The 14,181-nt window shown below is 68.3% G+C and carries 6 protein-coding genes; 5 read left to right on the top strand and 1 reads right to left on the bottom strand.

Features of this window, described 5'->3' with window-relative positions:
- Positions 1–13 precede the first annotated feature (13 nt).
- On the top strand, positions 14–4,843 hold the full coding sequence (mobF, locus tag H7X46_RS00580; RefSeq protein ID WP_186357526.1) for a MobF family relaxase: 4,830 nt from the start codon (positions 14–16) through the stop codon (positions 4,841–4,843).
- Positions 4,844–4,921: 78 nt separating this feature from the next.
- On the opposite strand, the gene H7X46_RS00575 is transcribed toward mobF, so the two are convergent.
- The gene (locus H7X46_RS00575) at positions 4,922–6,241 is read right to left on the bottom strand and encodes a hypothetical protein (RefSeq protein WP_186357525.1); all 1,320 of its coding nucleotides are present in this window, start codon (positions 6,239–6,241) and stop codon (positions 4,922–4,924) included.
- Positions 6,242–8,368: 2,127 nt separating this feature from the next.
- On the opposite strand from H7X46_RS00575, the gene H7X46_RS00570 reads away from it, so the two are divergent.
- From H7X46_RS00570 to H7X46_RS00560, 4 genes are all read left to right on the top strand, one after another.
- On the top strand, positions 8,369–9,085 hold the full coding sequence (locus H7X46_RS00570) for a ParA family protein (protein WP_186357524.1): 717 nt from the start codon (positions 8,369–8,371) through the stop codon (positions 9,083–9,085).
- Positions 9,086–9,088: 3 nt separating this feature from the next.
- Positions 9,089–10,021, top strand: a complete 933-nt coding sequence (locus H7X46_RS00565; protein ID WP_370588545.1) for a ParB/RepB/Spo0J family partition protein — start codon at positions 9,089–9,091, stop codon at positions 10,019–10,021.
- 838 nt (positions 10,022–10,859) lie between these two features.
- Positions 10,860–10,994, top strand: a complete 135-nt coding sequence (locus H7X46_RS29300; protein WP_255426041.1) for a hypothetical protein — start codon at positions 10,860–10,862, stop codon at positions 10,992–10,994.
- Between the two features lie 1,607 nt (positions 10,995–12,601).
- Positions 12,602–13,906: an Nramp family divalent metal transporter gene (locus tag H7X46_RS00560; protein WP_370588544.1), complete on the top strand. Its 1,305-nt coding sequence runs from the start codon at positions 12,602–12,604 to the stop codon at positions 13,904–13,906.
- Positions 13,907–14,181: the final 275 nt, after the last annotated feature.

Raw genomic sequence — 14,181 nt, 5'->3', positions numbered from 1 at the left:
TCGCCTCCTCGCCATGGGCGTCGTACGCGTGACCGCGATGGCGCCCGGGTCTGTCGAGTACCTGTTGCACGGCTGCGATTCGCGCCCTGAACAGCCCCCGGAGCGGGATTCGGGACAGGGTGTCGAATCGCCCGGTCTGGATGGCCCGCAGCACGAGGCCGGACATTCGCACGGTACTGCCAGTGCAGCGGAGTATCTGACCTCGGCGACTGAGCACGGGGAGCCGGACGGGGTGTGGTTCGGCGGCGGGCTGGAGGCGCTCGGGCTGCCGGTGGCGGCCGGTGACACTGCCACCGCGGGGGACGTGCGGGCGATCTTCGGGCAGCTGCGCTACCCCGAGCACATGGTCGAAGGGTCGACGGAGAAGACCCCGGTGTACCTCGGTTCGAAGCCGCGGAAGTTCCGCACGGCGGCGCAGATCGTGGCCGATGCGCTCAAGCAGGAGCCGGATGCGACGGCGGAGCGCCGCTTCGAGCTCGAGGTGTCGGCGAAGAAGAACACCCGCACTCCGACGGCCTACTACGACGTGACGTTCTCACCGGTGAAGTCGGTGTCGCTGTACTACACCGCGCTGCTGGCTGTTGGTGATGACGAGGGCGCGGAGGCGGTCCGGGTGGCGCACGAACAGGCCGTCCGGATCGCGTTGTCGTCGGCCGAGGCGGACGTGGCCTATGTCCGCTCTGGCCGCCACGAGGGTCGCGGTCCGTCTGGGCGGACAGTGGGGGCGTGGGAAGCGGCCACCGGGCTGGCCGGGGTCATCTATTGCCACCACACCAACCGGGACGGGGAGCCGCAGCTGCACTCGCACGCCGGTGTGCTGAACCGGGCGGCCACGGTCGATGGCCGGGTCCTGGCGCTCGACGGTCAGGCGTTCCGGCCGGTCAAGGAGGCGATCGCGGCCGCGTACACGCGGGCCTACCAGCAGCTGTTGACCGAGTCGCTCGGTGTGGTGTTCGAGATGCGTGCCGACGGGGTGGCGCGGGAGATCGCCGGGTTCGACCGCGAGCTGCTGGCCGCGGCCAGCAGCCGCACCCACGACAAGGTGCGCCCCCGTGTGGCTGAGCTGGTGGAGGCCTACACCGCCCGGCACGGGCGGCCCCCCGGGGCTCGGGCCAAGCGGGCACTCGTCGAACAGGCCGTCAAGGACACCCGGATGCCCAAGACCGGGTTGGCCGGGCCGGCCGCGGTGCTGGCTTGGGCGACCGGGGAGCGTGGCCGTCGGGAGCGGTTGTCGGCGGCGTTGGACGCGGTCGACGAGGCGGTGCTGGGCGCCGCGGCCGGGGGCGGCCACCCGGCCGTCGTGGGGATGTCCGTCCCGGAGGGTATGACCGGCCAGCTGACCGGCCGGGAGGTGGCCGAGGTCGTGCTGGCCGAGGTCGACACGTTCCACGCGGCCACCGCGCAGGCCGTCGACGGCCACAGCGACGGCCACGGCAACGGCCACAGCGTCGGTCGCCTGGCCGGAAGTGTGGACGAGTTGTCCATGCTCGGGTTCGTGGTCGACCAGGCCTTGGCCGCCGGGATCGTCGACGTGCAGGACCGGTACGCGACGTGGACGGTCGGGAATTTGATCGCGGCCATCGATACCCACCTCGGTGACCACGCCGGGGCCGTCGGGGTGAGTGCCGAGCAGCGGCCAGCGTTCGTGGCCGCGCTCGCGCACGCCGTGCTGGACGAACCCGGCCGCTACGGGATCGTGCAGGTCTCGGCTGGCGACCCGGTGCCGGTACCCGACGAGTTGCGGCGACTCGGGCCAGGCGGAGATGGGCGGTCGATGTTCCGCGCTCACATCGATGAGCGCTATGCCACCTTCCGCGCGATCGGTGACGAAGAGCGCCTCCTGGGCTACACGCACACCGATACCGGCGCGCGGGTCGCGGGTGACCGGATCGGGGCGGTGCTGGCCGGACTCGATGCACGGGGACTGTCGATGGATCAGGCATCGGTGGTCGCCGGGGTGCTGGGGTCCGGACGCACCGTCGACGTGCTCGTCGGCCCGGCCGGCACCGGGAAATCGCACACCGTCGGTGCGCTCGCCTCGGCGTGGCAGCACGAAGTCGGGGGCCGGGTGCTTGGGTTGGCGACTGCGCAGATGGCCGCGCAGAACCTGACCGGGCTCGGGCTGGAGGGGCTGAATACCGCGCAGTGGCGGCGACAGTTCGTACCGGACCCAGACACCGGGCAGCTCCGCGACCGGCTCGGACCCGGCGACTTGATCGTGCTCGACGAGGCCGGGATGAGCAGCACCGCCGAGATCACCGAGATCGCCGATCTGGCCGCTGCGGCCGGGGCCAAGGTCCTGCTGACCGGGGACCACCACCAGCTGCAGCCGATCGGCGCCGGGGGCATGTTCGCGCATCTGGCCGGGCAGCCCGAGGCGCTGACGCTGGACACGGTGCACCGGTTCGTCAACGACTGGGAGGCCGAGGCGTCGCTGCAACTGCGCGACGGGGACGTTGCCGCGGTGGCCGCCTACACCGACCGCGGTCGGGTCCGTACCGGCACCCTCGACGACCTGGCCGCCCACGCCGTGCGCGGGCACCTGGCCGACATGCTCGACGGGAAACAGGCGCTGTTGATCGTGGGCACTAACCAGATGGCACACCGTCTGTCGCGGCAGGTTCACGACGAGCTGGTCCGGCTCGGGCGGGTCGGCCCCGAGGTCCTGGCCACTGCAGCCGACTGCAACGAGATCGGGGTCGGGGACCTGATCCAGGCCACCTGCAACGACAACCGGCTCCGCGTCGACCCCGGCCCTGACGGTGCCCTGCGGCCGGTGACGAACAAGGAGCGCTACACCGTGCTCGGCCTCGACCGGCAGGGGCAGCTGCTCGCCAAGGACGACCACGGCGCGATCGCACACCTAACAAGGGAGTATGTCGGCGAGCACGTGACGCTGGCGTATGCGGTCACCAACCACTCCGCCCAGGGCGTCACCGTCCAGGCTGCCCGCGCGCTGATCGACCGGGACGCCACACGGGAGTCGGCCTACCCGGCCATCACTCGCGGCCGGGAGTACAACCTGCTCTACCTGGTCACCGAGCAGGCCCCGGACGCCCACGACCAACGCCGTATCGAGGACACGGCGGCGCAAGGGCTGGCCGACCTGCTGGCCCGCAGCGACATCGACCAGGCCGCCCTGACCCTCCGCGAGAGCGCCGAGCACGACGTGCAGTCGTTCGCCACCCTCGGCGCGCTGATCAACCAGGTCAGCATGCGGGCCTCCGGCACCCGCAACGCCGAGATCCTCACCGAACTGCTGCCGGACGATCTGGCCGAACGCCTGCAGGGCGAGGACGCCTACGGCCGGCTGTTGACCAGGGTCTATGCCGCCGAGCTCGACGGGCATGACCCGAGGGCGCTGGTGCCCGAGGCCATAGCCATGCGCGGTTTCGACGACGCCCAGGCCGTCTCCCAGGTGTTGCACTGGCGCATCGGCCGACTTCTCGAAGACCGCGAACCCGAGCACACCGCCACCCACGGCCCGGAGTGGGACACCGTCGCCGAGACGCTGGCCCCCGGCCCGGTCCGCGACTACCTCGAGCGGCTCGGCGACCGCGCTGTGGAACGGCAGCAAGTTCTCGGGGCCGAGATCGCGGCCGAGCCGCCGCAGTGGGCGCATGACCGGCTTCCCGCGATTCCCGACGCGGAGGCGGCACCCGAGCAGCGCGCCGACTGGGAACGGCGGGCCGGACTGATCGCGGCCTACCGTGAGTACCGCGGTGTCCCTGACCACCAGTCGTCGCTCGGTGAGGCACCGCCGGCACAGCAGCCGTTCGCCTACGCCTTGTGGCGTTCAGCGACCGAAGCCCTGGACCCGGACCCAGCCGCGCTCGCCTGGCAACAGAAGGAGACCAGCGAGCTGTACCGAGCCCGGGAGGCCTGGGCGCTGGCGCTCTATCACGCCGACGAATACGGGCCCCGTCCCGTCGGCGAGGAACTGGCCTCCACCCAACGGCTGGCCGCTGAGATCCGGGACGACGCCCTGATCACTCGCGCCGAAGCCCTCACCGACGAACACACCCCGGAACGGCGCGCCGAACTGCTCGACACCGCCCAGCGCTACCAGGACCTCGCCGAGGACTACTCCGAGCAGGCCGCCGCGCTGGCCAGCGAGTACGAGGCGCGGCAGCGGTGGTGGGAACAGGTCGCTCCACTGCGTGAGGCCGACCAGGCCGCGGCCACCGAACTCGAGCGCCGCAACCTGCCGGCCTGGCGCCCCCTCCCCGGCCAGCGACCCGAGCGCGGCGAACAACTCGACCTGCTCGAGGCCGCACCCAGCCCCGAGGCGGCCGCCGAGGCCAGCCAAGTCGGGGCACCAGAGGTGGCAGACCCAGGCACGGACGCGCCCACCGTCGCGCCGCAGGAGGAGCACGAGTCGCTGACCTCGGCCATCGGCGACCCCAGGGCCGAGCCGGACGCTGCCCCTGTGGCGGCGATGGACGCGGCCGGGCCGCCGGACCAGCCGGTCACTCCGGCTCCCGGAACGGTGCTCGAGCACGACGTAGACACCGAGCCCTCTTACAATGGTGAGGCCGACCCCGGCGAGGACCCCGCTGCCCGCACCACGGCCGCACTCACCCAGCTGCGCGCGGCCGCGCGCGACCAAGCCCTCGGGCAGGACCGCCCCACCGCTCCGGAGCGCGGCGAGCCCGATCCCCGGCAGGCGGCCCGCGACGCCTACACCGCACGAGCCCACCGCGACCAGCTGGCCCTCGAAGCCGAGCGGCGCACCGGCCAGCAGCACAGTCGCGGCGGGCGCGCTTTCGATCACCAGCTCGGCCACGACGACCCTGGCCATGACCACGCCGAGTACGGCTACGACCCCGACGACGACTACTAGGATCGATCGCACCACGGGGTCAGCGCACGGGTGGCGCTCCGGATCGGGCCGGCCCGTGGCGGGCCGGGGCCAGGGGCGTCAGCGGGTGAAGGCGCTGAGCCAGAACTCCCGCGCCACACGCCAGTCCGGGCGCGGGTCGTACCGGCCCGACTCCAGATCGGCGCGGGTCGTGGCCTCGGCCTCGGCCGAGAGCCGCAAGAATCGCTCGTCGGCCAGCACCCGGGCACCCGTGGTCGGCCACGGCCCCGGGCACACCCCACGGTCGTCATCACCGATGTACTCGTGCCACGGGGGTTCCACGATCTCGCGCTTCGCGGCCCCGAGCTGCGCCTTCCCCCAGGTCACGCCGAACTCGCGCTCGGCGAGGTCCTCCACGGCGTTCAGATGCTCCGACTGCATGGAGAAGATCCCTTCCTGCAGCCAGTCACCCGGGACCGTCGACAGCTCACCCGTTGCCAGTACCGGGGCGGTGGCACCGACATAGACGTGACCGTGCCAGCGCGCCTGGGCGAACCCGGGCACGTGCGGCTCGACCACCGCCGCCAACGCCAGCCGACCCGGCACCAACACCGCCGGCGCGGCCGGGTCAACCACCCAGCCACACGAACGCTGAATTTCGCGCAGCAGCCCGGTCAGCAGCTCGCTGTAGGCCCGCCCCCAGGCGGCCACCTCATGGTCCAGATCGGCCTCGGCCATCCCATCAAGCATCACCGACAGCGACACCGGCGCGCGGAACTGCACATCATGCGCATCCGGTGGCGGGGCGGCCGCAGGATCAGTCCCGTCGAACAGCACCGTCGGCTCAACGTGGGTCTCACCGAAGCGCCCATGCCGCACAAACTTGGCCACGTGCGCCACCTCCCCCGTCGACGCCGAAACGTGAGCACGAAGCAGATTGATTGTAGAGACCGGCACCGACAGCGGGGCGTGTATCGGCTGGGAGCCAGCTCGCGTGACCCGCGAAGGCAACCAATATCCAAACATTTGTTCGATCAGGGCTCCAGGCTTCGCCGTCTGTCGGTCGCGGCGCGAGAGCGCGCCGTCCCGGTCAGGATCGAGAGGCGCCGGCGGCGAAGGCGCGCCGGGCACGATGCCGGTGGCATCGCTCGAGGGCCAGAGACCGTCGTTGCCGGCGGCCATCGCCACGTACCCGTCGCTGGCCCGGAGCACCTGGTCGGGCAGGTGGCACCGGCCCAGGAGCGCCGCGATCGGGCCGCCGCCCGCGCTGGGCGAGCACACCGCCGAGGTCCTGGCCTCCGGCTCCGTAAACGGCGTTTTCACCGTCAACGTCGCGGCGCGCCGATGCCCCTCATTGCCGAAGGCGATGACGTCATCGTGCCGCTGGAGCCCGAGCCAACGTTGCTCTCCCCGACAGCCCCGTTCGATCCAGCGGGTCATTGAACCCGTCGACGTGCCATGGTGCGTTCTGCTGAACAACTGGCACCTGCGAGACGGGACCGGGGACCTGGACCAGACCCGCCAGTTGGTCACGGCACGTCGCCGGCTGGGCTTTCACACGGTGATCCAGCACCACAGGCTGCACACGCGAGCCTCCGCTGAGGGAGTCACGGTCGTGCGGTACGCGAAGAACCACGTGGCGCTGGAGGCGCGACAGGACTTCTTCTGCCTTGCTCTCGAGGTCCTCGGCAGTGAGACCTCCGGGGGCCCGCCACGCCACCTATCCGACGTAAACGGCGTTTACGCCCACGGTGCGGGCTGAGCGATTGGACGACGCGCGATTGGACGACGCGTGAACCTGGCGCAGCTGGGCCCGTCCCCGTGGCCCGCGGATGGTCGAGACGAGCTCGTAGAACACTGCGCTGTCGTTGTCGACGACCCGCTGGTTGAGCGAGCGCAACGTGCGCTCGCCCCGGATCGGGGCGAACCGCGATGTACCCGAGCCGGAGCAAGTGGCGATCGCGGCCGCGGGCCCGCCCTACCGGAAGCCAACGCCTGCTACCGCACACTCCCGGGAACAAGCCCGCCTCGACCGCCGCCGCAGCATGGCGGTGTCCACCCCTGCCCCTGGCCGCAGCCTCCCACCGCGAGGTCTCACCGACGCCGAACGCGCCGGGCTCATCAGGCTGCTGTCCGAGGCAACCAGCACGTCGCCCTTACCATCTACTACGGACGAGACCGCGAGCCGCCGAGACGGCAGAGCGATAACACCCTTGCCCGCGAAGGCCCGGCCGTCTCGTAAACGCCGTTTATGCGTCGGCCGTTCCCCGTGGGCAACGAATTCTCGGCACAACGCCGGCAACCCGCGCGCCGACAACTCTCGCGGGCAGGCCCCTACGGCGAAGCTGCGCCCGCGTGTCATGAGTTCCTCGACGAGGGCAGCGCGCTGCGAGTCCGGGCCCAGCACATAGCACAGCATCTGCCGTCGCCACGACGGCATAAACGGCGTTTACGCCCCGGCGCCGCCGGGCCTGGACACCAACCGGCACGGCAGCCCTACCGGACGCACCGGGAGGACGAAGCCCGCCGGCGCGGAACCACCGCTGCCGCCGTAGGCGAGATCGGCGTAGGTGCGGTACGGCGGGTGCAGTGGCCGCTCCAAGACGTACGACCCGAGAGCCCGCCTGGCACCATATAAACGCCGTTTACGCTGGCTCCGACACGGTTCGCGCAACCCTCCTATCACCTGGCACGCCACGAACCGTCGCCGCGTGCGCCCGGCCGGACACCGCCAATCGCTTCGCCAGCCTCCCGGGCCTTGGCTCCTTCCGTAGGGGCGGTAAACGGCGTTTACGTGGCATCGGCACGGCGGCCGACCCGACACCGGCAACCGTCGCGACGGTCATGCGTGAGGCTCCCGCCCCCTTGCAGCGCTCCGGGTGTGCCTGGTGCGGGCGCCTGCTCGTCGTCGATGTGCTCAACCCCGCGGGCCGGTGCACCCGTGGCTGCGGGGGCCGCGCCGCGCTCCCGCCCCAGGTCCCTGCCGAGGACGCGCACCTGCTGATGGCCCTCGTCCCCGAGATAGGGACTCGCTGGGCGCGCGTGTTCGACGAGCTGAAGGACCGACCGATAGCCAGCCAACGCGCGCCCCTGCAGCGGCGGCTCAGTGTCAGTTGGAGGCGTCACTGGAGGGTGGCCCCGGGTACGGAGTCTCTGTCATAAAACTGACACGATGTAATTATCATCCGCAGGCCCTACGCCCGCGTGAGGAGTCGTGGCAGGCGATCGTTGATGGCATTGCTGGTGCTGGTGTGGTCAGGCCATCGGCAGCAATCCGGGCCACCGCTTGTGCGATCGCGTCAGTACCTGGCTGGAGGACTTGCCCGCCTTGCTTCTACGCAGTCGTGCGGTCAGGACCGTGTCACCCGAGAGTGCTCTAGTTCCACGGTGTAAACGCCGTTTACGGGGCCGGCGCCGCAGAGGGCTCCGCCGGCACGCCCAGGAAGGCCACCGGCACGCCGAGGGAGGGCATGTTCCCGAACTGCGCTGACCGGTCTGCGATCATGTGCGGCGATCCGAAGTACCGCCCGTGGACGAGGGCGGGAAGCAGACGGAGGGAACATCTCCATGGCACGTATCCATGTCATCGCCAATCAGAAGGGCGGGGTCGGCAAGACCACCGTCACCGTGAATCTGGCCGCGGTGGTGGCCGACACGCTCGGCGGTACCGCCGATGCCTCACCAGTGCTCGGGGTATCGACGGACCCGCAGGCCTCGATGCTGGAGTGGGCCCAGCGGGTCGGCGACGAGCTACCGTTCGACTTCGAGCAGTGCCACGACAACCCCGAGCTACTCGGGAAGCTGCGGGAGATCCAGCAGTACCAGCACATCTTCGTCGATACGCCCGGCAGCCTGGAGGACGAGTCGATCCTGCAGACCGTGCTGACCCAGGCCGACGACGTGATCGTGCCGCTGGAGCCAGAACCAATGTCCTTCTCCCCGGCCACCCGGTCGATCCAGCGGGTCATTGAACCCGCCGGAGTGCCATGGCGGGTGCTGCTCAACAACTGGGATCCACGGGACGGGACGGGAGATCTGGACCAGACCCGTGAGTACGTCGAGGCCCGCGGCTGGCCGGCGTTCCGCACGGTGATCCGCCACTACAAGCTGCACACCCGCGCCTCGGCCGAGGGCGTCACCGTAGTGCAGTACGCCAAGAACCGGGTCGCGCTCGAAGCCCGCCAGGACTTCTTCCGCCTCGCACTGGAAGTACTGGGCAGCGGCGGCAACGGCCCCCGGCATGCCGGCGATGTAAACGCCGTTTACGCCGAAGGCGAGGTCTGAGTCGTGGGCCGGCGGGTGAACCTGGCCGATCTGGCCCGCGAGGAAGTCCCGGACGACTACACGCCGCCGACGTCGGCGGCCGAGCCAGCGCCGACGACGCTACGAAGTGTCGAGACCCGGACCGGGGAAGCAGAGCCCGGACCGGACACGGCGATGCTGCCGGTGGCCGACATCGTGTCCAACCCCCTGAACCAGCGCGCGGCCGCCGACGACGAAGACGCCGAATTCTACGAGCTCGTAGCCACCATCCGCGGCCACGGTGTGCTGCAGCCGATCGTGGTCTGCTCGGCCGCGGCATTCGCCGACCGCTACCCCGACGAGCGGGAAGCCGTCGACGGGGCATCTTGGGTAGCACTGATCGGCAACCGCCGGCTGCGGGCCGCCACCGTCGCCGGACTGACCCGGATCCCCGCGATGGTCAACGACGACCGCGTCGCGTCGATGTACGAGGTCATGCTGGTGGAAAACAGCCACCGCAAGGCTCTCGGCCCACTGCACGAGGCGGAGGCCATGCAGCGGCTGATCACCGAATCCGGTATCTCGCAGCGTGCCCTGGCCACCCGGATCGGCCGCACCCCGATGTATGTCAGCCAGCGCATCGCACTCCTCGGCCTGATCCCACCACTGCGCGAAGCCCTCGAGCTCGGAACACTGAAGGTCGAACAGGCGCGCCAGTTCGGCCCCCTACCCGAGCACGAACAGCAAGCGATTGCCGCGGCGGGGTCGCCCTACCGCAAGCGCACCCCCGGCCCCGTCGAGGCGCGGCCGGAGCCACCCCGCCGGACGCGACGCAGCATCGCGGTCTCCAGCCCGGCCCGAGCGGCAGCCTCGATCCGGGAGGTCTTCACCGAGACCGAACGCGCAGAACTGATTCGGCTACTCTCCGAAAACCCCGACCCCGGCGACAACGCCACACCCGACGCGCCCGCTCCTTGACCCAGCAGACCGGCGCGTTAGGTCTGCCAGGTATAGCTTGCCCGTGCTGTGCGTATAGCCCACCGGCGATGGGCTCGTCTAGCAACCCTTCGATACTCGGCGGGAGTGGTCACCCTCGCGGGGTCGTCGACCTGCGTCGACGGCTCCGCTACGGCCCCGTCCAGGTCGTCGGCCGCCGCTCGACCTCCGCACACTGTTCAAAGTTGTCAAAGCTCCAGCTCCCGGCAGCAGCAAGGAGTAGGGCGTCTATCCGGCTGTCCTGTCATAATCGGGAGATTCCATTATCAAGTGAGGTCAGCGGTGCTGGTCGAGTAGGCGACGTTTGGCGGTACCTGCGTGAACGCCGGATGCGTGCCGCCGAAATCCTGGTCGCCGCGGCGGCCGCCCGGCACACGGCGTTGTCCGGCGCCCCTTGACCGGGAGTCTGGGTGTCCGCAGGGCCCGGTGGATCGATCTGGGCGCGCTGGCCGGGCAGAAGAATGGGCGCGTCGAGCGGCTGCGGCAGGCCAAGTACACCGACGTGGCTGCCGCCTACGGATCGAGGTCCCCTCGCGATGGCTCGGGTCACGGACGAGGAGAGCCCTGACCGTCGAGGGGAGCCACTGCCGCCGACGCCTACCTGATCGCCACCGGTGCCGAGCCGTTCGCTCCGAGTTGCTCGGCTGGATGAGGTGAAACTGGCTGACCTCGCCCACTGCGATGGAGCTGACCGAGCTGCCCATTTCGCCGGTCGTCATCGGCGGTGGGGCCTGGAGCAGACCCAGCCCTCCTCCACCTCGGCGCGCGGCCCCCGTCGGGCGACTCAATCGGCACCGAGGTCTCCGGCGCATTGCATCGGGTGTTCGCCGACGAGGGGACCAGGGTGGTCGACGAACGCGCCACCGCGGTCGAGTCCGGCAAGGTGCAGATCGTCGTGACCACAGACGGCGGACACCGCGTGGCCGGGCACACGATGCTAGTGGCGATCGGGTGACAGCCCCACACCGACGGGCTAGGGCTGGGACCTGGCCGGGTCGGACCGAATGAGGGCGGCTTCGTCCGCGCCGACGAGGAGCAGCGCACCAACCCATCCGCGAATCCTCCGCCGCCACGGAGGTGACCGGAACTCCGCGGTTCGTCTGCGTGGTGGGCAGGCGTAGGGCGGGCGGGCGCACACAACGGCACCGGCGCGGCCGTCCGAGCCCGGCCCGGTCGACTACACCGGTGTGCCGTCGGTGGTCTTCACGCCCCCAGCTCGCCTTCGGCCGGGGCTGACCGAGGCCCTGGCGATGACTGACGGCTGTCGGTCCGACTACCGGGTGCTGGGTCTGGCCGACGTTCCCCAGGGCGCTGGCCCGCGACATCCGCGGCGGCGTCCAGCTCGTCGCCGAGGCTGGGGCCTCCGGTGAGCTGCCCGGCGTGCACACGGCCGCCGAGGCGCCGAGCAGGTCATGCGCGGGGCGACGTAAGTGATCAATGCGTGGCTGACCGTCAGCGCCGTGGCCGACACCCCCGCCACGACTGCGACGACCGGACGGGGCCGGCGGCGGCCCGGGGGAACATGTGAGGCGGGGTGAAGCATCGACCCTACAAACAACAAGCCGACCCGCCTTTTCCGCAATGCGGAAACACGGACGCGGCATTCGAAATCTCCTGTTGCTCGGCGCCATCCTGAGTCGTAAACTCAATGATGGCCTGACCGCGAGTCGGACGGACCCACACGTAGGTCGGACCAAGCGCGCTCACTACCGGCGTAGGCGGCTGGGCGCTGCACAACGGTGTGCCCAAGCCTCGGCCGGGTTTCAGGACGAGGCGTCCCAGGGAGGATCCTCATGACCCTGCCCGAACGAGCTCCAGACCTAGTCACGTCCGCTGCACTGATTTACCAGCGCAGTTGTGAGGCCGTGACGACGAGAGGCCGCGCACTTGCTCGTGTCACCGGCAAGTCACAATCGCGTCGATTCGACGCCGCCACCCCGGTAGCGGACCTGCCTTCTCCAACTGCTGCCCTCGTACCGTTCGGTGACAAGATCCAGAAGATCGTTCTTCACAGCTCCGTTGATCCGCGAGCTCAAGAGCATCCATCGCGCGGGGTGCCCTGGCGATATATGCCATCATCGCTGTAATCTCCGCGGCCGGCTCGCATGCCTCCAATGGCGTCGGGGCATGGTTATGCTGATTACGGATGCAGATACCCGTCAATCTACGTGTGTGCCGTGCGCGCGACCCCAGCAGGCCTGTGTTCGTTCTCGAGGTCGTAGGGGCCCCTAAAGAAATGCTGACAAGCTGAGTATCCGATCGCAGCCTGAGCGCGAAAAGCACGTCAGCATATGCCGGTCGCAGTAAGCGGATCATAGACGCCGTATTCTCATGTAGATGCACAGCGCGGCATCAACTTGCATGGAACGCGCCGATTCGTCGAACAAATGCTGAAGCGACCACAATAATGCGGCAACTTTCGTGGAACTGCCTCTAGCGCGTGTGCGCGATTTATGGGTCTCTCAACCCTGCAACATCCCGGTCGTGCTGACTCGCATAGATCACACAGGGCTGAGCGCCTCCAACGTCCGATCAATGTGACTGAGTAAAGGATGGACAGCTGTGAAGAGAACTGGTGTGGCGGGAGCGCCTACCAAATGGGCGGCACATGTGCGACAGATCGGTCCAGGACTGTTCGCGGCCATGACATTGCTAGGGTCAGGCGGAATGATAGACATGGCCGTATCGGGTGCGAACTACGGTTATGCTTTGCTGTGGGGGCTCGCGCTCGCGCAGGCCAGCAACTTCTTCTTCACGTTCATGATGTCTAAGTATCAGCTTCTTAACGAGCAGGGTCTTACCATCATGCAAGGCTTTGCCAAGCTTGGGAAGCTATTTCCAGTAGCGGCCGGACTAGGCCTACTGCTCGGCATATTTGCATACGGTGCATTCTACTTGCCTGCCGCTGGAGCCGCGCTCGCTCATCTCGTCGGATCTGACGCGGAGTGGGCCCCATTCATCGGCTCTGTAGCAACGGTATGCCTTTGCGTTCTGATGCTGCGAGCAAAGAAGCTCTACAAGGCCTTCGAGAACGTAAGCCGGTTGGTTACTCTACTGCTTGTCGGAACGTTCCTCTTTACCGCGATTTCTCAGTGGCCATCCCTGATTGCGCTGGTTAATGGCTTTCTGTTCAGTATCCCGGCCGATGAGGGTCTATTTGGCTCGTTTCTGGTCGTGGTGGCACTGACAGGGGTTGCAGGTGCCACGCCAGCGGCAGTGATCTACAACTACGCAATATACGAGAAGGGTTGGCGTGGCCCGCGCTACCGTGCTGTGCAAGTGCTTGACCTCCTCGTATCGATTGTAGCGATTTTCGTCATCGAGCTCAGCATCTGGATCGTGGCCGCCGAGACTGCGTACGGTCCCGGAATTAAAATTGGCAGCCTCGAGGACCTGTCGAGGCTCATGGAGCTCGCCGTGGGCATTGTCGGGCCGCCGATGCTATGGCTAGCGGTCTTCTTTGCGTCATTCACGTCCATCATTGGGACCGTCTATCTCTTTAGCAGGGTGGTCACAGATGCCGCGCAGAGTGCGTTTCCGCGCTCCAGGAGGCACGGAGATATTGACAACCATCCGATCACTCGATGGCTCACCGTCACGGGGCTTTTGCTGCCGCTTCTGTTTGCTGCACCTTGGGCTCCGAATGTGGTTGTGCTCGCCATCGTTGCCGTGACGATACCTCTCATTGCGATGCCCTTCATGCTTTTTGGTACGATACGACTCACTGGCAGTACGCGATTCATGCCTGCCAAATTTGTGAGTAAGTGGCAATCGGCATTGCTGGTGCTCATGATGGTGTGGGTGCTCGTGTCGCTTGCAGGGGCAGCACATGGCCTGATTGGCACAGTCAATGCGTTGACGGGATAACGATGCGGAAAGCAGCAAGTGTATGGCAGGCCCAAAGAGGAGCGGAGTCCTCCGCGCAGCAGTGCCTTATCGTCGCGGATTGGATCGAGGCTACACCAAATTGAGGCTCGGCGAACACTGCTCATCAATTCAAAAGCCAGCTACTCGCCGAGTTGCGAGGGTCGGCGAGTAGACCCTGAGGTAAACTCCGCGCTGTCGTAGTAGCTGACCCGTATCGGTGCTTGCGATGGTAGCGGTGGTCGCCTCAGCCCCGGCAGTCAAGCTCCCACCCTCAC

The sequence above is a fragment of the Pseudonocardia sp. C8 genome (genome assembly GCF_014267175.1).
Classification (GTDB): Bacteria; Actinomycetota; Actinomycetes; order Mycobacteriales; family Pseudonocardiaceae; genus Pseudonocardia.
The sequence above is the reverse complement of the archived record's forward strand: the minus strand, read 5'-3'. Positions and strand labels throughout refer to the sequence as shown.

What these genes read in the sequence shown, in the direction of transcription:
- mobF (WP_186357526.1), top strand. Translation starts at nt 14, where the DNA reads ATGGGCGTCGTACGCGTGACCGCGATGGCGCCCGGGTCTGTCGAGTAC.
- H7X46_RS00575 (WP_186357525.1), bottom strand. Translation starts at nt 6,241, where the DNA reads ATGACCCGCTGGATCGAACGGGGCTGTCGGGGAGAGCAACGTTGGCTC.
- H7X46_RS00570 (WP_186357524.1), top strand. Translation starts at nt 8,369, where the DNA reads ATGGCACGTATCCATGTCATCGCCAATCAGAAGGGCGGGGTCGGCAAG.